Below are 19,697 nucleotides of genomic sequence, written 5' to 3' on the forward strand. Positions count from 1 at the left end.
ACTCATCGGACAAATATTATAGTTCCAAACGGAAACTTTGTTTGACTTACCTCAAGCTTGGCATTTAAACCATACCAACTCTTACTCCAGGTCGCGCAGTTTATTGAACGCTTCGTCGATGCGCTCGACGCCGATGACCTTGAGGCCCTCGATGACTTGCTTCGGCAGGTTGGACTTGGGCACCACGGCCAGGGTAAAGCCAAGCTTGGCTGCTTCGCGCAAGCGCTCCTGGCCCCGCGGCGCGGGGCGGATTTCGCCGGCCAGCCCTACTTCGCCAAACACCACGAGTCCCCGCGGCAAGGGCTTGTTGCGCATTGACGAGTTAATCGCCAGCAATACAGCCAGGTCGGCCGCCGGTTCCGTAATTTTGACGCCGCCGACGGCGTTGATGAACACATCCTGATCGAAGGCGGCGATGCCCGCGTGGCGGTGCGCCACGGCCAGCAGCATGGCCAGGCGGTTCTGCTCCAGGCCGACGGACAGCCGGCGCGCATTGGGCAGATGGCTGGTGTCGACGAGGGCCTGGATTTCCACCAGCAAGGGGCGCGTGCCTTCCTGCGTCACCATCACGCACGAGCCTGGCACCTGGTTGTCGTGCTGCGACAGGAACAGGGCCGACGGATTCGATACCCCTTTCAAGCCCTTTTCCGTCATGGCGAACACGCCCAGCTCATTGACGGCGCCGAACCGGTTCTTGATGGCGCGCACGAGGCGGAAACTGGAATGGGCGTCACCCTCGAAATACAGCACCGTGTCGACGATGTGCTCGAGCACGCGGGGACCGGCCAGCGCGCCCTCTTTCGTCACATGACCGACCAGAATGATGGTCACGCCCGTCTGCTTGGCCGCCCGCGTCAATTGCGCCGCGCATTCGCGCACTTGCGCCACGGAACCGGGCGCCGAGCTGAGGGCGTCCGAGTACACGGTCTGGATCGAGTCGATGACCACCACTTCCGGCTTCAGGTCGTTCAAGGTGGAGAGGATTTTTTCCAGCTGGATCTCCGCCTGCAATTTGAGTTCCTTGGCGTCGATGACAAGGCGCTTGGCGCGCAGGGCGATCTGCGCGCCCGATTCCTCGCCGCTGACATACAGCACGCGCTTGTGGTGCGACATGTTCGCCAGCGCCTGCAGCAGCAGGGTCGACTTGCCGATGCCGGGGTCGCCGCCGATCAGCACGACGCCGCCCGCCACCATGCCGCCGCCCAGCACGCGGTCGAATTCCTCGATGCCCGTGCCGAAGCGGGGCACGTCGATGGCGTCGATATCGTCGAGCGACAGCACGGGCGCCGTCTGCGCCAGCGACATGTGCTGCGGGTTCGAATAGCGGTTGTTGCCGCCCGTCTCGGGCAGGGTTTCCACCATGGTATTCCACTGGTTGCACGAGGTGCATTGCCCCATCCATTTGTTGCTGATGGCGCCGCAATCGCTGCAGGTGTAGATGGTCTTGACTTTTGCCATGGTGTACTTTGCCCGGGTAAAATGAAATAACTGGTTATATATACAGTATATACAAACCGCGCTTCCGCGTCACCCTACGCGTCATTCACCGGCACGCGCGGCGCCAGTGCGCACATGAGCTCGTAGCCGATGGTGCCGGCGGCCAGGGCCACCTCGTCGATCGGCATGCCCTGGCCCCACAAGGTGACGCTGCTGCCAACCCTGGCGCCGGGCACCTGCGTCAGGTCGACCATCAGCATGTCCATCGACACCCTGCCGATGAGGCCGGTGCGCACGCCGTCGACCAGCACGGGCGTGCCTTCGGGCGCGTGGCGCGGATAGCCGTCCGCATAGCCGCACGCCACCACGCCCACCTTGATGTTGCCGGCCGCCTGGTAGCGGCTGCCGTAGCCCACCACCTCACCGGCGGAGATGTCCTGGATGCCGATGATGGTGCTGCGCAAGGTCATGGTGGGCAGCAGGCCGAACGCCTGCGCGGACGTGCCGCCCGGAGCGCCGCTGGGAGTGCCGCCATACAGCATGATGCCGGGGCGCACCCAGTCGCTGTCGAGCTGGTGCATCAGCACGCCGGCCGAATTGCACAGGCTGCGCGGCAGGGCAGCACCAATGCTGGCCGCACCCGCTTCGAAACGCAGCATCTGCTGTTCCAACGGCAAGCGCGTGGGCCCCGCCTCGTCCGCATTGGCGAAATGCGTCATCAGGGTGATCGTGCCGATATGCGGCATGGCGCGCAAGCGCGCGTACGCCCCCGCCACGGCAGCCGGCGTGAACCCCAGGCGGTTCATGCCCGTATTCATTTTCAGGTGCACGTCGATGGCGTGCGGCAGGCGGGCCGCTGCCAGCATGGCGATCTGTTCTTCGCAATGCACGCTGCCATTCAATCCATATTGCGCCATGACGGGCAAATCGCTGGCGTCGAAAAAGCCTTCCAGCAACAAAATGGGCTTGGTCCAGCCCAGTTCGCGCAAGCGCACGGCGTAATCAACCTCGACCAGCGCCAGGCCATCGGCCTCGGCAAAGCCCCGCATGGCCCGCTCCAGGCCGTGACCATAGGCATTCGCCTTGACGACGGCCCACACCTTGGCGCCGCGGGCGCCGGCACGGGCGCGCGCCAGATTATGTTGCATGGCATCGAGATGGATGGTGGCGAGGAGAGGCCTGGGCATAAGCGTGACACACGGCAAGTGGGAAAGCCGTATTTTACCGGATGCGCAGTATGCGGACACTGCAGACGCCCAAGGTCGTATGCAGAGGACATCATTTATAAAATGCTCACATGTATGTGTATTTTTCTACGGCAGAAAAATTAAGCTTCGCTTAGGCAAGACTATGCAAAGCAGCCCCTGCCAAACTTGGGGTTTGCCGTTTTTTCGTGGTATAAAGCAAGCCAGATATGATTTCAGGCAATCCAGAATGAATCGTGGTTTTTATACCATCATGGCGGCGCAGTTCTTTTCCTCGCTGGCAGATAACGCCCTCTTTTTTGTCGCCGTCGATTTATTGGTGTCCATGAAATCCCCGGCGTGGATCACGCCGCTGCTCAAACTGTCGTTCGTGCTGTTTTACGTGCTGTTGGCCGCTTTTGTCGGCGCCTTCGCGGATGCTCTGCCGAAAGGCAAGGTCATGTTCATCGCCAACATGGTCAAGATCTTCGGCTGCGCCCTCGTCTTCTTTCACGTGCATCCGCTGCTGGCCTACGCCGTCGTCGGCTTCGGCGCGGCCGTGTATTCGCCGGCCAAGTACGGCATCCTGACGGAACTGCTGCCGCCGGAAAAGCTCGTGGCCGCGAATGGCTGGATCGAAGGCTTGACCGTCACCTCCATCATCCTCGGCACGGTCATGGGCGGCGCGCTCGTCAGCGGCCACGTGTCCGACATGCTGCTCTCGATCGACATCCCCCTGATCGACACGGGCATCACCAGCAAGACGGAAGCGGCCCTGTGCGTCGTGGTCGGTATTTACGTACTGGCGACCCTGGCCAACCTGAAGATTCCCGACACGGGCTGCGTGTATCCGCACCAGGAACGCAATCCTATCAAACTGATTACCGATTTTGCCAATTGCTATTCCATCCTGTGGAAAGACAAGCTGGGCCAGATCACCCTGGCCGTGACGACCCTGTTCTGGGGCGCTGGCGCCACCTTGCAGCTGATCGTGCTGGAATGGGCCAAGCAATCCTTGAACATGCCCTTCGACAAGGCGACCAGCCTGGTGGGCGTGGTCGCCATCGGCGTGGCCGCCGGCGCCGTGCTGTCGGCACGCTTCATTCCGCTGCGCAAATCGCTGACCGTCATTCCGCTCGGTATCGCCATGGGCGTGATCGTCATGATGATGACGCAAGTGCACTCCGTATGGATCGCCTACCCGCTGCTGATACTGATCGGCGCCCTGTCCGGCTTCTTCGTCGTTCCCATGAATGCCCTGCTGCAACACCGCGGCCACGTGCTGATGAGCGCGGGCCATTCCATCGCCGTGCAGAACTTCAATGAAAACCTGTCGATTCTGACCATGCTGGCCGTGTATTCGATCATGATCCGTTTGCACCTGCCGCTCAATATCATCATCACCCTGTTCGGCCTGTTCGTCGCCGGCACCATGTATGCCATCATGCGCAAGCACAAGCTGAACCAGGCCGAGCATGACAACTTGTCATTGATTGGCGAGCAAAAACATTAATGTTGGGGTCAGACCCGGCGGGTCTGACCCCAACATTACGCAGGCAGCGCGCCTGCCAGCCGCCGCGCGGCAGCCTGCTGCGTCCAGTCATGGGGCACGACAAAACCGCGCGTGCGCTCCACTTCCCAGCCTTCGATAGTATCCACGGTGGCCACCATCACCGGTTGTGCCAGATCAAACAACTGGGCGCGCAGGGCATCCACATCGAGCACTGCCACGTCGCAGCCCTTGAACGGCGCCAGCCATTGCAGGCGCGGCAGCACGACATAACGCCGCTCGGGCAGTCGGGAAGGCGTGCACCAGAAACCGTGCCCATGTTCGCGGGAAATACCTTCCATGGCGGGCGCGGTGTCTGCCGGATAAAACAGCCAGCCCTTGACCAGCGCCTGCGCCGCGCGCACGGGCTGCGCCAGCAAGCTTTGCGCGGCCGGATGGCGGGACAAGGCCAGTTGCTTGTCGAGAATCTTACGCATCTTCAAGCCCAGGGTGTCGGCCAGATTCGGGCCGATCAAGTGATGGAAGACCCCGGGGTCGGGCGCGCCTTCGAGCAGGTAGAACTTGGTGGCAAATTCCCAGTGCAGCAGGTCATTTCCGTCACGCAACAGGAAATCGAACTCGCCCACCGTGTCGTTGCGGTTGACTTGCACCTGCAAGCCATGCGCCTGCAGCAGTCCATGCTGCTCAAAATAAAAGGCCAGCAGCTTTTCAGTATACAGGCCCAGGCGGGAATAGAATTTCAGCCCCAACGCCGCATCGAGCGGCGACGGATCGTCCTGCAGCGCGCCCAGCCAGACCGCCACGGCAGGCGTGACGGGAGGCAAGCTGGCGATGCGCCCGCCCCAGTGGGGGCTGGCAGGGTCCAGCAAGTCGGGCGAGTCGAGCAGCCAGGCCAGCGCCCGCACGCGGGGATGCGTCAGATGCCCCCAGCGCTGTTCGAAGCGAACCTGAAATGTATCAACCACCGTGCGTGCTTTTCGCCAGGCACAGGTCAGCCCAGGCGCGCGCCTTGGCCTTGCCCGTCTCGTCCTGCAGCAGCATTTCCGGGTGGAAGGTAGCGATCAGCGAAGCACTGCCCAACTGGCGCACCTTGCCCCGTACCGGCTTTTCGCCGGGATTGATGCCGGCGGCGGCCATCGAACCCAAGGTGACGATGGTGCGCGGCTGCAGCAGGGCCAGCTCGCGGTCAAAATACGGACGGCAGGCGGCGGACTCGGCCTCGGTGGGCAAGCGCTCCTGACCCGCCTCGTCGAGCGGACGGCATTTCAGCAGGTGCGTGATGTAGACATCGCTGGCCGCATCGACCTCGATGGCTTTCAGCATATTGTCGAGCAACTTGCCCTGCTCGCCCGGCAAGGCGCGCCCTTCCCGCTCTTCCGCGCGGGAGGGACTGCTGGCCAGCATCAGCCAATCGCCCTGGCGGTCGCCACGGCCCATGACGACGCCCTTGCGCGTCTTGCACAAGTCGCAGCGCGCGCACTTGGCGACGGCCGCCGCCAGGCCTTCCCAGTCGAGGGCGGCGATATCGGCATCGCTCAGCTGTCTGGCGGGCGGCGGTGGCGGCGCATCGTCGAACCAGGCCGTGTCGTCGGATGCGGCGGGAGCGGCGGGAGCGGCAAGCGTGGCGGGAGCGGGAGCGACGTCGACAGGCGCAGCGACGTCAACGGCTTTCACCTCAACAACAACCTCAGCTGCGGGTACGGACGGCGCGGCAGCTTCAACCACGGCGGCCACCGGTGCCGCTGCTGCTTCCACGATCTCGGCAACGTCAGCCGCTTCAGCGGCCTCGGCTGCGCCGCCCTGGCGCAAGCGCCACAAGGGGCCGACGCCCATTTCATCGAGAAAAACGGCGCTGCGGCTCATAAGGTATAACGCATCACGATGGCGTCCTCACGTTGCGAGTTACTGGCCGGATAGTATCCCTTGCGCCGGCCGATCTGTTCAAATCCATAACGCTGGTAAATGTCCAGTGCGCGCACATTCGACGGACGCACTTCCAGCAACATCGATTCCATGCCCAGCTGGCGCGCGCAGGCGCAGGACTGGTTCAACAGGAAGCGGCCCAGCCCCTGGCCCTGGATGGCGCCCTCGACGGCAACGTTGAGCAAGTGCGCCTCGTCGACGACGAGCATCAGCAAGAAGTAGCCGAGCAAGGTGCCGTCCACGTCGCGCAGCACCCAGGCCGGATAGCCGCTCTTGAGCGAATCGACGAAGTTGCCGTGCGTCCAAGGATGCGGGTACACGCGCTGCTCCAGCGCCAGCACTTCCGCCAGGTCCGCTTCCTGCATCGGTTGATAGTCGAGGCGCAGCAAGTCCCAGCCTGCCGCGCTGCCCTTGCCCGTCTCCATCATTGCGCCGACTCCGCAGCGGCCTTGGCGGCCTGCATGTCGAGGCGTTCCGCGCTCGTGTAGGCGATCTTGTTGCGCAAGTACAAAGGCTGCGCCTCGGCCGCCGTCACGCACTGGCCGGCCGCAAAGGCGATGCGCGCCAGCTGCGCCACTTGCACGGCGTGCGGCATGATGGCGGCGTCGGCAGTCGCGGCGCACGGCAGCGCGGCCAGCGCTTCGGCGTAGGCACTGAAACCGTTGCCGCAAGCGGCCACGTCGCCTTGCGGCGCCACGCCGGCCGGCGCGCTCAGGGCCGGTGGCAACACGGCTTGCAAGCCATCCTGGTAATCATATTGCGCCCAGTACACTTCGCCCATGCGGGCGTCGAGCACGGTCACGATGCGTTGCGCGCCATGCTGCTGGTGGCAGGCGAGCGCCATCGCGTCGAGCGTGACGACGGGCACGACGGGCAACTTGGCGCCATAGGCCAGGCCTTGCGCGATGCCGCAAGCCGTGCGCACGCCCGTAAACGAGCCGGGGCCGGAGCCGTAGGCGATGGCGTCGACATCGGCCAGGGTCACGCCCGCTTCGGCCAGCAATTCCTGCACCATGGGCAAGATGGACTGGGAATGGGTGCGCACGCCCGACGAGGCGCGGGACAGGACGACATCGCCGCGCAACAAGGCGCAGGAAGCGAGTTCGGACGACGTTTCAATGGAAAGCAGGGTGGGAAGTAAGGTAGACATAGCGTATTTTACCTTGCCGCGCCATGGCATGGCACTCCCCGCTGCGGCATGCCGTGGCAAGCCGGGCAGCCCTCACGCCGATGCCGCTTGCACAGCGGCCCCGCGAGGACGGCTATAATGAAAGACGCGGCTCATTATTTGACCGGCATCAAGTCTGCCGCGCCAAGCAATCGCCTAGCAATCGCTGAGCAACATCGTCTTTCCACTCTTGCCCTGGTCCGTTCCGTGAATCCACTTCTTGCTAAACTGCAACCATATCCCTTTGAAAAGCTGCGCCAGCTGTTTGCCGGCGTGACGGTCAATCCCGAGTACGCGCCCATCAGCCTGGGCATGGGCGAACCCAAGCACCCGACGCCAGCCTTCATCGAGCAGGCGCTGGTCGACAATATCCACGGCCTGGCCAGCTATCCGACCACCATCGGTTCGGAAGCCTTGCGTACCGCCATCGCCGGCTGGCTCGAACGCCGCTATGGCATCCCCAAACTCAATCCTGCCACGCAAATCCTGCCCGTGAACGGTTCGCGCGAAGCGCTGTTTGCGCTGGCGCAAACGGTGATCGATCCGGCCGCCGGTTCGCTCGTGATCAGCCCGAATCCGTTTTACCAGATCTATGAAGGCGCGGCCTATCTGGCCGGCGCCGAACCGTATTTCGTCAATTCCGACCCGGCGCGCAATTTCGGCTGCGACTACGACAGCGTGCCGACCAGCGTGTGGGAAAAGGTCAAACTGCTGTTTTTGTGTTCGCCAGGCAACCCGACGGGCGCCGTGCTGACCCTGACGGACTGGGAACATTTGTTCGCCCTGTCCGAGCGCTACGACTTTGTCATCGCCGCCGACGAGTGCTATTCCGAGATTTACCACGGCGACACGCCGCCGCTGGGCGCGCTGCAGGCGGCGCACATGCTGGGCCTGTCCACCATCGAGCGTCCGTATGCGCGCCTGGTGGTGTTTTCCAGCCTGTCGAAGCGCTCGAACGTGCCGGGCATGCGCTCGGGCTTTGTCGCCGGCGATGCCGAAGTACTGAAAAAATTCCTGCTCTACCGAACCTACCACGGCGGCGCCATGAGCCCCGCCGTGCAGGCGGCCTCCGTCGCGGCCTGGAACGACGAAACCCATGTCGAGGAAAATCGCGCCAAGTACCGCGCCAAGTTCGACGCCATCACGCCGCTGCTGCAATCGGTGATGGACGTGCAACTGCCGGACGCCGGCTTCTACCTGTGGGCCGACGTCAGCCGCACGGGCCTGTCCGACACCGAATTCGCGCAACGCCTGTACGCCGAATATAATGTGACGGTATTGCCTGGCAGCTACCTGGCGCGCGACGCGCACGGCATCAATCCGGGCCGCAACCGCATCCGCATGGCCCTGGTGGCCGAAACGGCCGAAGGGCTGGAGGCGGCGTTGCGCATAGTAAAATTCTGCCAGCAGCTTTCCGCATCCGCATCAACTCACCAATAAGACATCATCATGAGCCAACAACTGCAAAACATCATCGACCAGGCCTGGGAAAACCGCGCCGAGATCAATCCGGGCAACGGCACGGCCGAACTGCGCGACGCCGTCTCCCACGTCATCAATGGCCTGGACAACGGCAGCATCCGCGTGGCGGAAAAAACCTCGGGCGACTGGGTCGTCAACCAGTGGGTCAAGAAAGCCGTGCTGCTGTCGTTCCGCCTGGAAGACAACGTCGTCCTGCCATCGGATGGCACGATGCAGTTCTACGACAAGGTGCCGACCAAGTTCGCCAACTACACGAAGGAAGACTTCGCCAAGGGCGGTTTCCGCGTGGTGCCGCCAGCCGTCGCCCGCCGCGGCAGCTTCATCGCCAAGAACGTCGTGCTGATGCCATCCTACGTCAACATCGGCGCCTACGTCGATGAAGGCGCCATGGTCGACACCTGGGCCACCGTCGGTTCCTGCGCACAGATCGGCAAGAACGTCCACCTGTCCGGCGGCGTCGGCATCGGCGGCGTGCTGGAACCGATGCAAGCGAACCCGACCATTATCGAAGACAACTGCTTCATCGGCGCCCGTTCGGAAATCGTCGAAGGCGTGATCGTCGAGGAAAACTCGGTCATCTCGATGGGCGTGTACATCGGCCAGTCGACCAAGATCTACGACCGCGCCACGGGCGAAGTGACCTACGGCCGCGTGCCAGCCGGCTCCGTCGTGGTGTCGGGCAACCTGCCTTCGGAAGACGGCAAGTACTCGCTGTACTGCGCCGTGATCGTCAAGCGCGTCGATGCGAAGACCCGCGCAAAAACGGGCATCAACGAGTTGCTGCGCGGCATCTAAATACTGCGCCGCAAGGCGCACGTAGCCCCCCTGAATGTCCCGCCCCGGCGGGACATTTTTATTTCCGACTAGCAACTTCAATCGTCGCGCAGCCCTTCCCCATCCTGTCCTATACTGGATGGCATGAATACTCCTCCCGTCTTGATCGTCGGCGCCGGTCCTACCGGCCTCATGCTTGCCTTGCGCCTCGCACGCCATGGCGTCGATTGCCGCATCATCGATAAAAACAGCGGCCCGGGCCAGGCATCGCGGGCCATGGCCGTGCATGCGCGCACCCTCGAGTTTTACCAGCAGCTGGGCTTTGCCGACGAGCTGGTCAGCCGGGGTATCAAGATCAACGCCATGCACATCCATGAAGGCGGCGAGGAGCTGGTGAAACTGGCGCTGGGCGAGATCGGCGAAGGCCTGAGCCCCTACCCTTTCGTGCTGAGCCTGCCCCAGGACGAGCATGAACGCTTTCTTATCAGCAAGCTGGCGGCGGCCGGCGTGCACGTGGAATGGAACGTCGCGCTGGACCTGTGGACGCAGGACGATAGCGAAGTGCAAGCCATCCTGCTCAACAATGGCGAACGTCAATATTGCACCTTTGACTACATCTGCGGCTGCGACGGCGCCCGCAGCAAGGTGCGCGAGATCGCCGGCTTCGCATTTTCCGGCGGCACCTACGACCACCTGTACTATGTGGCCGATGCGCAAGTGGCTGGCAGCAATACGGATCTGCACGCCCACCTGGGCGCGAATGCGTTTGCGCTGATGCTGCCCGTGCGCAGCAGCGGCATGCAGCGCCTGATCGGCATCCTGCCCGACCGCCCCGATGGCGCGCCGGTGCCCGTCTTCGACGACGTGCGCGGCGATGTGGAAACCCTGCTGGGTATCGAGGTTGAGCACGTGAACTGGTTTTCCACGTATAAAGTGCACCACCGGGTGGCAGGCCAGTTCCGCGCGCGCCGCTGCTTCATCCTCGGCGACGCGGCCCATCTGCACAGCCCCGTGGGCGGCCAGGGCATGAACACGGGCCTGGGCGACGCCGTCAACCTGGCATGGAAGCTGGCGCAAAAGCTGCACGGCCAGAGCAACGACGCCCTGCTCGACACCTATGAAAGCGAGCGCATCGTGTTTGCCCGCAAGCTCGTCGCCACCACCGACCGCGCCTTCCAGGCCATCGTCGCGCAAGGCATCGCCGGGCAATTCCTGCGCCGCTGGCTGGTGCCGCACGCGCTGCCCTTCCTGTCCGGCTTCGCGCGGGCGCGCCGGCTGCTGTTCAAGACGGTGTCGCAAATCGAGATCAGCTATGAAGACAGCGCCCTTTCCGCCGGCCATGCGGAATACCTGCGCGGCGGCGACCGCCTGCCGTGGTTCTCGGACGGCACGCAAGACAACTTTATCGCCCTGCGCGGCATGGATTGGCAACTGCACATCTATGGCGAAGCGGCGCCCGAGCTGCTCGACGAGGCGCGCGTGCTGAAACTGCCCGTGCATTGCTATACCTATAATGTGGCCGCCAAGCTGGCCGGCCTGGGCCGCGACGCGGCCTATCTGGTGCGCCCCGACGGCCACATCGCGCTGGCCCTGCACCTGCAGGAAAGCGGCGCCCTGCGCGCCCTCGCCTTGCGGCTGGGCCTGCATTTCGGCCCGGCGGAATCAAGCAAGGCGGCGCCGCGGCCCGTGTAGGGGAAATCACGGGGCCGTGTTGCACTGCCGCATCGACTGCGCATCGACTGTATAATGTCGGCTACCATCGCATTTTGTCCTGGCGCAAGCGCCGCGATCAAGCGAACCGCATTCATTCCCCTTGGCCCTACCCATGACGACCATTACACTCTACGGTATCCCCAACTGCGATACCGTCAAAAAGGCCCGCACCTGGCTGGCCGCGCAGCAACGCGATTTCACTTTCCACGACTTCAAGAAGCAAGGCCTGGAACGCGCCACCGTCGAAGCGTGGCTGGCCCAATTACCGTGGGACGTGCTGGTCAACAAGAAAGGCACGACCTGGCGCGCCCTGTCCGACGAGCGCAAGGCCGCCACCGTCGACGCGGCCAGCGCCCTGGAACTGATGCTGGAAAACCCGTCCATCATCAAGCGCCCCGTGCTGGACAAGGATGGCCAGTTCAGCGTGGCGTTTTCGGATGCGCAATACAAGACCCTTTTCTCGCTGTAACCATACTTAGTTGACCACCGGAACGCTGTTGCCGGCACGACCTTACCCATGACCACCTCCAAAACCCTCGCCCTGACCGAAAAACTGATCGCCCTGTCTTCGGTCACGCCCGATGACAAGGGCTGCCAGCAGCACCTGATCGACCTCCTCACGCCGCTGGGCTTTGTCTGCGAGACGATACAATCGAACGACGTCACCAACCTGTGGGCGCGCCGCGGCACGACGTCTCCCGTGTTCGTGTTTGCCGGCCATACGGACGTGGTGCCCACCGGCCCCGTCGAGCAATGGCGCTCGGAACCGTTCATTCCCACGCATCGCGACGGCAAGCTGTACGGCCGTGGCGCGGCCGACATGAAGACCTCGATCGCCGCCATGGTGGTGGCCTGCGAGGAATTCATCGCCGCCACGCCAGAGCACACGGGCTCGATCGCCTTTTTGATCACCAGCGACGAGGAAGGTCCGGCCACGGACGGCACCGTCATCGTCTGCGAGCAACTGAAGGCGCGTGGCGAGCAGATCGACTATTGCCTCGTGGGCGAACCGACCTCGAGCGCTCAGCTGGGCGACATGATCAAGAACGGCCGCCGCGGTTCGCTGTCGGGCCGCTTGACGATCAAGGGCGTGCAAGGTCACATTGCCTATCCGCACCTGGCGAAAAACCCCATCCACGAAGCGGCGCAGGCGCTGGCCGACCTGGTCGAGGAAAAATGGGATGCCGGCAACGAGTATTACCTGCCGACGTCGTGGCAAATGTCCAACATCAACGCGGGCACGGGCGCCAACAACGTGATCCCGGGCGACATGGTGATCGACTTTAACTTCCGCTTTTCCACGGCCAGCACGGCCGAAGGTTTGCAGAAACGGGTGCACGCCATCCTCGACAAACATGACTTGCAGTACGATTTGCAGTGGACCCTGAGCGGCCTGCCCTTCCTCACGCCGCGCGGCACGCTCTCCGATGCGCTGTCGTCCGCCATCCTGGAAGAAACGGGCCTCACGACGGAGCTGTCGACCACGGGCGGCACCTCGGATGGCCGGTTTATCGCGCAAATCTGCCCCCAAGTGATAGAATTCGGGCCGCCCAATGCCAGTATTCACAAGATCGACGAGCACATCGAACTGCGCCACATCGATCCCCTGAAGAATATTTACCGGCGCACGCTGGAGCATTTGCTGCCCGTCTGAACCAGAATACCGAGGCCCGTCACGGCGGGCCAGAACACCGTCTTTTCGAGAATGCCATGACCCCGAACCCGTTTTCCACGCCACGCGACCTGCTGCGCTACGCCGTTACCCGTTTTAATACCGCCAAGCTGTTTTTCGGCCACGGCAGCGCCGAAGCGTTCGACGAAGCGGCCTATCTGATCCTGCACACCTTGAAGTTGCCGCTCGACAAACTTGAACCGTTTCTCGACGCCAAGCTGCTGCCGTCGGAAGTGGCCAGCGTGATGACCGTCATCGACCGCCGCAGCATCGACCGCGTGCCGGCCGCCTACATCACCAAGGAAGGCTGGCTGGGCACGTACAACTTCTACGTCGACGAGCGCGTGATCGTGCCCCGCTCCTTCATCGCCGAGCTGATCCCTGAATACTTCTCGCCCTGGGTGGCGGAACCGGAAGCCGTGGAAAACATCCTGGAACTGTGCACCGGTTCGGGCTGCCTATCCATCATGATGGCCGATGCCTTCCCGAACGCGGCCGTCGACGCCGTGGATATTTCCGCCGATGCGCTGGCCGTGGCCAAGCGCAACGTCGACACGTACAAGCTGCAAGACCGCGTGAACCTGATCGAATCAGACCTGTACGCCAATGTGCCGGCCAAGAAATACGATTTGATCATCAGCAACCCGCCATACGTGAATTCCGCGTCGATGGGCGCCCTGCCCCAGGAATACCTGGCCGAACCGCAAATCGCCCTCGACGGCGGCAGCGACGGCATGGATCTGGTACGCAAGATTATCGCCGGCGCGGCCGAGCGCCTGACGGACGACGGCATCCTGATGATTGAAATCGGCAACGAGCGCGCCTACGCGGAAGCTGCCTTCGGCGAGCTGGGCCTGACCTGGCTGACGACGAGCGCCGGCGACGACATGGTGTTCCTGCTGACGGCCGAGCAGTTGAAGCTGGTTTAATGGAATTGGTAGGTCGGATTAGCGTAGCGTAATCCGACATGCCTGTGCGGCACCCGTCGGATTACGTCCTTCGGACTAATCCGACCTACACGATGTTTTTACGGCGAGGGGTAAAGCCCAGCCTTTACAAAGAAAAAAATGATACGTTTCCTACAAGTAAGCCTGATGCGCGGCATCAAACCGTTGCTCGAACAAGTCGATGTCACGCTCAATCCGGGCGACAAGATCGGCCTGATCGGCGCCAATGGCGCGGGCAAATCGAGCCTGTTCGCCATGATGCGTGGCGAATTGCACCCTGACCAGGGCGAGATCGATTTCCCCGCCAAATGGCGCGTGGCTTACGTGGCGCAGGAAACCCCGCCGCTGGACCGTGCCGCGCTGGACTATGCGATCGACGGCGACGTCACCCTGCGCAAACTGGAAGCGGAACTGGCGCGCCTGGAGTCGGAGCCTGCCACGTCGGAAAACGGCATCGCCATCGGCGAAATCTACAGCGCCATGGCCGATGCCGACGCGTATACCGTACAGTCGCGCGGCGAGCAATTGCTGCTGGGTCTGGGCTTTACCCTGGACCAGATGCAGCAGCCTGTCGCCAGTTTCTCCGGCGGCTGGCGCATGCGTCTGAACCTGGCGCAAGCACTGATGTGCCCGTCCGACCTGCTGCTGCTCGATGAACCGACCAACCACTTGGATCTGGACGCCATCATCTGGCTGGAAGACTGGCTCAAGCGCTACGCCGGCACCTTGCTGATCATTTCCCATGACCGCGACTTCCTCGATGAAGTCGTCAACGTGGTCGTGCATATCGACGAGCGCAAGCTGAAGCGCTATTCGGGCAACTATTCGAGCTTCGAGCGCCAGCGCGCGGCGCAGATGATCCTGGCTGCCGGCGCGCTGGAAAAGCAGCAGCGCAAGCGCGCCCACCTGGAATCGTTCGTCAACCGCTTCAAGGCGCAAGCCTCGAAAGCCCGCCAGGCGCAAAGCCGCATGAAGGCGCTGGCGAAGATGGAAGAACTGGCGCCGCTGCGCGCCGCCGCCGAATTCTCGTTCGAATTCCGCGAGCCGCTCTCGGCGCCAAATCCGCTGCTGGTGATGGAAGACGTCGACGCGGGCTACAAGATCGAAAACGAAGCGACGGGCGAGATCACGCACAAGACCATCGTCAACGGCATCAAGTTTTCGCTGCAGATCGGCCAGCGCATCGGCCTGCTGGGCCAGAACGGCGCCGGCAAGTCGACCCTGATCAAGACCATCGCCGGCGAACTGATGCCGCTGACGGGCGACGCCACCATGGGCAAGGGCCTCAACATCGGCTACTTCGCCCAGCACCAGGTGGAAATGCTGCGCCACGACGAATCGCCGCTGTGGCATCTGGCCAAGATCGCCCCGACCGTGCGCGAGCAGGAACTGCGCAACTTCCTGGGCGGCTTCAACTTCCCCGGCAACATGGTGACCGCTTCGATCGCGCCGTTCTCGGGCGGCGAAAAAGCCCGCCTGGCGCTGGCGCTGATCGTCTGGCAGCGTCCTAACCTGCTGCTGCTCGATGAACCGACCAACCACTTGGATCTGGAAACGCGCGAAGCGCTGACGGAAGCGCTGGCCCAGTTCGAAGGCACCCTGGTCGTCGTGTCCCATGATCGCCACTTGCTGCGCGCCACCACGGACGAATTCATCATCGTGGCCGACGGCAAGCTGCAACCGTTCGACGGCGACCTGGACGACTACAAGGACTGGCTGTTCAAGACCAAGCTGGGTAAAGGCACCGATGTGTTGCCGGCCGCCGGCAAGGCCAACAAGACCGACTTCCCTGTAACGTCTTCCGTACCTTCGCCGGTAGCCGCCCCTGCCGCGCCCGTGCGCGACAAGCGCCAGGAAGCGGAAGACCGCCAGAAGGCGGCCGCCCTGCGCAAGCCGATCGAAAACAAGATCAAGCGCCAGGAAGAGCAGATCGCCAAGCGCAACGCGCAAAAGGCGGAAACGGAAGAAAAGCTGGGCGAGCCGACCATCTATGACGCCGCCAACAAGGCCAAGCTGAAACAGTTGCTGGCCGACCAGACTTTCTTCACCAAGGACCTGGCGCAGCTGGAAGCGGAATGGCTGGATCTGCAGGATCAATTAGAGAAACTCGGCTAACGCAGAGCGCAAAGACGACCTCCGGGTCGTCTTTTTTTTTAGGCCACCTGCATGGGGCCGGGACTGCGGATCGCCATCAGGCGGTCGATGTCGACGAGGATCAGCCGCCGCCCCGCCACCGTGGCCAGGCCCAGCAGGTAATCGGCTTCCGCCTTGCCCAGGCCGGGCACGGCGGCGATGTCGGCGGGCGCCAGGCTGACGATATCGGTGACGCCGTCGACCACCATGCCCATCACGCCATTGCTCAGCTGCAGGATGATCACATCGGTGGCCGGGTCTGGCGCGCCGTGGGCGCTGCCGAACGCGGCGCGCATATCGACGATGGGGATGATCACGCCACGCGAGACGGCCACGCTGTGCAGCACCTCCCCTTCCGAAGAAAAACGGTCGAGTTCCTTGAGGGCGCGTAATTCCCGCACGCAGCGGTAATCGAGGCCGTATTCCAGGCCGCCCAGCCGAAAGCTCAAGTACTGCGTCAGGGGTTGCGCGGTGCCGCGTTCCGCCGTCGCTGCGGCGCCAGGCGTGGTCGTGGGCTGCATGGTGTTCCTTTCATCCGGTAAGCGCTGCCAGGATGCGCAGTGGCGCAACGTTGGCCCATGCTAACCAGCATCCCCGCCCACGGCGTTGAGAAACATCAACTTTCCCGGAAGACATCATCGACTGGCGGCCCGCCCTTGCGCCGGCGCAGCCATCTTCCCTTACAATACGCACATCACTCCCCACAGGCAGGCCATGCAACACCTCGTCAACCCCGCTGAAGTTGAATTTTCCGCCATCCGCGCCCAGGGTCCGGGCGGGCAGAACGTCAACAAGGTGTCCAGCGCCATCCATCTGCGCTTCCCCATCGCCGCCTCGTCGCTGCCGGAAGCGTACAAGGAACGGCTGCTGGCCCTGCGCGACAGCCGCATCAGCAAGGATGGCGTGCTGGTGCTCAAGGCGCAGCAGTCGCGCAGCCAGGAGCAGAACAAGGAAGAAGCGTTGCGGCGCCTGCAGGAAATCATCGACAGCGTGACCTTCCTGCCCGCCGTGCGCCGCGCCACCAAGCCCACGCGCAGCTCGCAGCGGCGCCGCCTCGACAGCAAGAGCACGCACAGCGTGCTCAAGCAATCTCGCGGCAAGGTGATCGACTGATCAGGGTGGCGGCTGGTATATCCACTCCAGGCTGCCCGTGCTGTCCGCGAACACGGCTTGCGTGGCCGGCGTGGCGCTGCGCAGCAAGGCCTTGATTTCTTTCGGCGGCCGGTCGTAGACCTTGGCCGGTCCGGGCGGCACAACCAGGGCGCGCACCGTCGTTTCTCCATCGACCAGGCCCAGGCTGCAGCGCGACTGGCCAGCCGTCGCCTGCCGCTCCTGGCGCAGCTGCGCCACCAGCGCCAGCATCTGCGCATGCAGGATTTCCGACTGTTTGACTTCCACGCGCAGGCGCGCCACCTCTTTCAGCACGGGAGCGATGCGCGCGGCCAGCTTGTCGTATTGCAGCTGTTGCGCCGGCTGCAGCTGCAATTCTCCGCGCCGCAGCTGGCCCGCCAGGGTCAGGTAATTATGTACTTCGGGCAGTTGCGCGATGGCGTCGATTTCCTGCTGGCGCTTGTGCTGCACCTGCTGGTACTGCGCCGCCTTGGCCAGGCTCTCGGCGATCTGTTGCTCCAGCGCGCTCAAATCGGGCACCAGGGGAAACAGCAGCATTTCCACCTGCTTGCGCGGGCCGGCGCTGCCGATGCGGATGGTGCGCGCCGCCACGGCGCAGCCTTCGGCCAGCTCGATGACGACCTCGTCGGCGATGATCTCGCAATTGCTGGCGCTGTCGATCACCACGCGCGTGCCGGCGATGACGCAGCTTTCGGCGCGCTTCACGTGCACTTCGCCGCTCAGCGCCTGCAGCACGGAACCGGAAGCGACGCCCTCGACGCGCACGTCGCCGTGCTCATTGAACGCCGTGCCGCCCACCAGGTTGCGCTGCAACAAGATCAGCCCGCCATGCGAGTGCAGATGGCCATACACGTCGCCATGGATGGTGATGTCGCTGCCGTCGAGCTGACGCTGCTCTTGCACGTCGCCATATTCCTCGTAGGCGGCGCGCAGCTTCAGATTGCCCGTGGTGCGGCTGCTGACGCCTTCGCGGCTGACGATCTTGTTCTCGATGGACATCTTGCCGTGCTCATCGATATTCACATAGCCATTCGTGGCGGCGACGACGAAGTCACCATCGCTGAAATGCTCGACCGCCGTGCCCGGCCCCGCCACCGTGGCCAGATCCAGCTCCAGCGGCGCGGGCGGCGGCAGTGTCTTGCCGGCCAGGTCATAGCCGGGCAAGCCGGGCGTGCCCGGCAGCAGGCGCAGCAGGCGCGCGTGTTTTTTGACTTGAGGAAAGCGGTTCTTGAAGCTGAGCAAATCGAGACGCCCATCGGAGCGTTCGCGTGGCGCATCGTCGCGGTGGATGCCTTGCGACACCTCCACCAGTTGGGCGTCGCGCCCGGGCTGCGGCGGCAATACCCGCGCCACCGTGATGCGCTCGGCCTTGCCGCTGGCGAGAACGGCGCGCACGGCCGCACTATCGATGCCGTAATGCACACCTTTGCACCACAGGTCAGCCACCAGCTCGTCAAACTCGCGGCGCACAGGCACCTGGCCATCCGCGTCAGGAAGCAATGCTTCAAAGTAAAACTCGGCGCTGTCGCCGCGGATCTTGACCTGTTTATACAGGGCGCGACGCTGGGGCGGAAATGGCGCCACGCGCACGGCGATGCGCAGCAAGGCGTCGCCCTTGGGCGCGGCGCGCGGTGTGGGGGCATGGAACAGGGTCAGCAGGAACAAACCGTAATCGAGGCCGGCCAGCAGCTGCCCCGACTGGAACAGCTGGTCGACGGCGGCGCGCAGCTGCGCCGGCGCCAGCGACAGGTCAAGGAACACGCCCTCGTCGCGCTGGACCAGGCCGTACGGCAAGCCGCCTGCGGGGGCCGCATCAGGAACGGGTGTGTCGTCGTCGCTCACCACTTGCCTCCCCCTGCAACATATTCAGAGAATTGTCTCAGTGCACTAGAACAATATCACGGGGCGTGGCCGTGTGCCTGATTGAGCAAGAATGCAGGGGCCAGATGCAAACAGGGCCATGTCTTGCGAGATGGCCCTGTCGGATGCGGTGCGCGATGCCTAGCGGCGCGGCGGGTTGGAATAGATATCCTGGCCCACTTCGTTGATCTGGCGGCGCAGGTCGCGGCGCTCGTCGGGCGTCATGCGGCCCGTGCGGCGCGAAGCGTCCGCGCCCTCGTTGGCGCGGCGCTGCTCTTCGGCGCGGGTGTCGAAACTGCGTGCGTCACGCTGTTCGCGCAAGCGCGTATCATTGCTGTTGCTGCGCTGTACCTGTTCATACCGCTGGGCCTGCATTTGCTGCTGGTCGTCACGGCGTGGCGGCGGCTGGTTTTGCGCCAGCGCCAGGCTGGCGGCAAACACGGAACAAACGGCAAATGCGGACAGCACAGTCGTACGTGCGGCAATAGCTGCGCTGGGAGCGGCGTGAATTTTTTTAGTAAAGATATTCATTGAGTTCCTCTTCCGCGATGCCGTATAAACTAAAGCTGATTTCCACTGTGGCCCCAGTGTATGATGCTTTACACGGTGTAGTAAGAGTAATTGGGTAAAGTTTGTAACACTTTGTAATGGGTCGCCACAGCCCCTTGCCGACGCCGCGCGAGGCGTTACTATAGCAACTAATATAAGATAACACGACACCCTAAATGACCACAACCTCCACTACCGGCAGCAATACAACAAC

At 63.3% G+C, this 19,697-nt stretch carries 18 protein-coding genes; 9 read left to right on the forward strand and 9 right to left on the reverse strand.

Annotated elements, in window-relative coordinates:
- Positions 1 to 81 precede the first annotated feature (81 nt).
- The gene (radA, locus tag ACQ4W4_RS01675) at positions 82 to 1,458 is read right to left on the reverse strand and encodes a DNA repair protein RadA (protein WP_046683923.1); all 1,377 of its coding nucleotides are present in this window, start codon (positions 1,456 to 1,458) and stop codon (positions 82 to 84) included.
- Between the two features lie 74 nt (positions 1,459 to 1,532).
- On the reverse strand, positions 1,533 to 2,624 hold the full coding sequence (alr, locus tag ACQ4W4_RS01680; RefSeq protein ID WP_436540529.1) for an alanine racemase: 1,092 nt from the start codon (positions 2,622 to 2,624) through the stop codon (positions 1,533 to 1,535).
- Positions 2,625 to 2,871: 247 nt separating this feature from the next.
- Here alr and lplT point away from each other — a divergent pair, with 247 nt between their 5' ends.
- Positions 2,872 to 4,134 (forward strand): lysophospholipid transporter LplT, encoded by a 1,263-nt coding sequence (lplT, locus tag ACQ4W4_RS01685; RefSeq protein WP_070223986.1) that lies wholly within the window; start codon positions 2,872 to 2,874, stop codon positions 4,132 to 4,134.
- A gap of 35 nt (positions 4,135 to 4,169) precedes the next feature.
- Here lplT and ACQ4W4_RS01690 read toward each other — a convergent pair whose 3' ends face one another.
- The 4 genes from ACQ4W4_RS01690 to tsaB are packed head-to-tail and all read right to left on the reverse strand — an operon-like array spanning position 4,170 to position 7,204.
- Positions 4,170 to 5,096, reverse strand: a complete 927-nt coding sequence (locus ACQ4W4_RS01690) for a DUF1853 family protein (RefSeq protein ID WP_436540530.1) — start codon at positions 5,094 to 5,096, stop codon at positions 4,170 to 4,172.
- Positions 5,089 to 5,994 (reverse strand): uracil-DNA glycosylase, encoded by a 906-nt coding sequence (locus tag ACQ4W4_RS01695; protein WP_436540531.1) that lies wholly within the window; start codon positions 5,992 to 5,994, stop codon positions 5,089 to 5,091. The genes ACQ4W4_RS01690 and ACQ4W4_RS01695 overlap by 8 nt, the downstream gene beginning before the upstream one ends.
- Complete coding sequence (gene rimI / locus ACQ4W4_RS01700) at positions 5,991 to 6,479, reverse strand: ribosomal protein S18-alanine N-acetyltransferase (protein ID WP_436541108.1); 489 nt, start codon at positions 6,477 to 6,479, stop codon at positions 5,991 to 5,993. Before rimI ends, ACQ4W4_RS01695 begins: the two co-directional genes overlap by 4 nt.
- A complete protein-coding gene (gene tsaB, locus ACQ4W4_RS01705) occupies positions 6,479 to 7,204 on the reverse strand; it encodes a tRNA (adenosine(37)-N6)-threonylcarbamoyltransferase complex dimerization subunit type 1 TsaB (RefSeq protein WP_436540532.1) in 726 nt (241 codons plus the stop codon). Before tsaB ends, rimI begins: the two co-directional genes overlap by 1 nt.
- Positions 7,205 to 7,429: 225 nt before the next feature.
- Here tsaB and dapC point away from each other — a divergent pair, with 225 nt between their 5' ends.
- From dapC to ACQ4W4_RS01740, 7 genes are all read left to right on the forward strand, one after another.
- Complete coding sequence (gene dapC, locus ACQ4W4_RS01710; RefSeq protein ID WP_436540533.1) at positions 7,430 to 8,662, forward strand: succinyldiaminopimelate transaminase; 1,233 nt, start codon at positions 7,430 to 7,432, stop codon at positions 8,660 to 8,662.
- Between the two features lie 9 nt (positions 8,663 to 8,671).
- On the forward strand, positions 8,672 to 9,499 hold the full coding sequence (dapD, locus tag ACQ4W4_RS01715) for a 2,3,4,5-tetrahydropyridine-2,6-dicarboxylate N-succinyltransferase (RefSeq protein WP_070282206.1): 828 nt from the start codon (positions 8,672 to 8,674) through the stop codon (positions 9,497 to 9,499).
- Between the two features lie 123 nt (positions 9,500 to 9,622).
- The gene (locus ACQ4W4_RS01720) at positions 9,623 to 11,170 is read left to right on the forward strand and encodes an FAD-dependent oxidoreductase (RefSeq protein WP_436540534.1); all 1,548 of its coding nucleotides are present in this window, start codon (positions 9,623 to 9,625) and stop codon (positions 11,168 to 11,170) included.
- Between the two features lie 133 nt (positions 11,171 to 11,303).
- On the forward strand, positions 11,304 to 11,660 hold the full coding sequence (locus ACQ4W4_RS01725; protein ID WP_436540535.1) for an ArsC family reductase: 357 nt from the start codon (positions 11,304 to 11,306) through the stop codon (positions 11,658 to 11,660).
- Positions 11,661 to 11,708: 48 nt separating this feature from the next.
- Complete coding sequence (dapE, locus tag ACQ4W4_RS01730; RefSeq protein ID WP_436540536.1) at positions 11,709 to 12,845, forward strand: succinyl-diaminopimelate desuccinylase; 1,137 nt, start codon at positions 11,709 to 11,711, stop codon at positions 12,843 to 12,845.
- 56 nt (positions 12,846 to 12,901) lie between these two features.
- Positions 12,902 to 13,792: a 50S ribosomal protein L3 N(5)-glutamine methyltransferase gene (gene prmB / locus ACQ4W4_RS01735; RefSeq protein WP_436540537.1), complete on the forward strand. Its 891-nt coding sequence runs from the start codon at positions 12,902 to 12,904 to the stop codon at positions 13,790 to 13,792.
- A 138-nt stretch (positions 13,793 to 13,930) separates the two neighbouring features.
- Positions 13,931 to 15,925 carry an ATP-binding cassette domain-containing protein gene (locus ACQ4W4_RS01740; RefSeq protein ID WP_436540538.1) on the forward strand — a complete coding sequence of 665 codons (1,995 nt, stop codon included), beginning with the start codon at positions 13,931 to 13,933 and terminating at the stop codon, positions 15,923 to 15,925.
- A 38-nt stretch (positions 15,926 to 15,963) separates the two neighbouring features.
- Here ACQ4W4_RS01740 and ACQ4W4_RS01745 read toward each other — a convergent pair whose 3' ends face one another.
- Positions 15,964 to 16,464 (reverse strand): chemotaxis protein CheW, encoded by a 501-nt coding sequence (locus ACQ4W4_RS01745; RefSeq protein WP_436540539.1) that lies wholly within the window; start codon positions 16,462 to 16,464, stop codon positions 15,964 to 15,966.
- Between the two features lie 193 nt (positions 16,465 to 16,657).
- On the opposite strand from ACQ4W4_RS01745, the gene arfB reads away from it, so the two are divergent.
- On the forward strand, positions 16,658 to 17,056 hold the full coding sequence (gene arfB / locus ACQ4W4_RS01750) for an alternative ribosome rescue aminoacyl-tRNA hydrolase ArfB (RefSeq protein WP_034779396.1): 399 nt from the start codon (positions 16,658 to 16,660) through the stop codon (positions 17,054 to 17,056).
- On the opposite strand, the gene ACQ4W4_RS01755 is transcribed toward arfB, so the two are convergent.
- Both ACQ4W4_RS01755 and ACQ4W4_RS01760 read right to left on the reverse strand, forming a co-directional pair.
- Positions 17,057 to 18,916, reverse strand: a complete 1,860-nt coding sequence (locus ACQ4W4_RS01755; protein WP_436540540.1) for a flagellar assembly protein A — start codon at positions 18,914 to 18,916, stop codon at positions 17,057 to 17,059. It lies immediately after the preceding gene.
- A 159-nt stretch (positions 18,917 to 19,075) separates the two neighbouring features.
- Positions 19,076 to 19,465, reverse strand: coding sequence for a hypothetical protein (locus tag ACQ4W4_RS01760; protein WP_070224012.1), 390 nt, complete (start codon positions 19,463 to 19,465; stop codon positions 19,076 to 19,078).
- Positions 19,466 to 19,697: the final 232 nt, after the last annotated feature.

Origin of the sequence: Janthinobacterium glycogeni (assembly GCF_051380725.1) — a bacterium.
Taxonomy (GTDB): domain Bacteria; phylum Pseudomonadota; class Gammaproteobacteria; order Burkholderiales; family Burkholderiaceae_D; genus Janthinobacterium.

Coding starts and splice junctions, on each gene's coding strand:
- radA (WP_046683923.1), bottom strand. CDS start 1,458: ATGGCAAAAGTCAAGACCATCTACACCTGCAGCGATTGCGGCGCCATC.
- alr (WP_436540529.1), bottom strand. CDS start 2,624: ATGCCCAGGCCTCTCCTCGCCACCATCCATCTCGATGCCATGCAACAT.
- lplT (WP_070223986.1), top strand. CDS start 2,872: ATGAATCGTGGTTTTTATACCATCATGGCGGCGCAGTTCTTTTCCTCG.
- ACQ4W4_RS01695 (WP_436540531.1), bottom strand. CDS start 5,994: ATGAGCCGCAGCGCCGTTTTTCTCGATGAAATGGGCGTCGGCCCCTTG.
- rimI (WP_436541108.1), bottom strand. CDS start 6,479: ATGGAGACGGGCAAGGGCAGCGCGGCAGGCTGGGACTTGCTGCGCCTC.
- tsaB (WP_436540532.1), bottom strand. CDS start 7,204: ATGTCTACCTTACTTCCCACCCTGCTTTCCATTGAAACGTCGTCCGAA.
- dapD (WP_070282206.1), top strand. CDS start 8,672: ATGAGCCAACAACTGCAAAACATCATCGACCAGGCCTGGGAAAACCGC.
- ACQ4W4_RS01720 (WP_436540534.1), top strand. CDS start 9,623: ATGAATACTCCTCCCGTCTTGATCGTCGGCGCCGGTCCTACCGGCCTC.
- ACQ4W4_RS01725 (WP_436540535.1), top strand. CDS start 11,304: ATGACGACCATTACACTCTACGGTATCCCCAACTGCGATACCGTCAAA.
- dapE (WP_436540536.1), top strand. CDS start 11,709: ATGACCACCTCCAAAACCCTCGCCCTGACCGAAAAACTGATCGCCCTG.
- prmB (WP_436540537.1), top strand. CDS start 12,902: ATGACCCCGAACCCGTTTTCCACGCCACGCGACCTGCTGCGCTACGCC.
- ACQ4W4_RS01740 (WP_436540538.1), top strand. CDS start 13,931: ATGATACGTTTCCTACAAGTAAGCCTGATGCGCGGCATCAAACCGTTG.
- ACQ4W4_RS01745 (WP_436540539.1), bottom strand. CDS start 16,464: ATGCAGCCCACGACCACGCCTGGCGCCGCAGCGACGGCGGAACGCGGC.
- arfB (WP_034779396.1), top strand. CDS start 16,658: ATGCAACACCTCGTCAACCCCGCTGAAGTTGAATTTTCCGCCATCCGC.
- ACQ4W4_RS01760 (WP_070224012.1), bottom strand. CDS start 19,465: ATGAATATCTTTACTAAAAAAATTCACGCCGCTCCCAGCGCAGCTATT.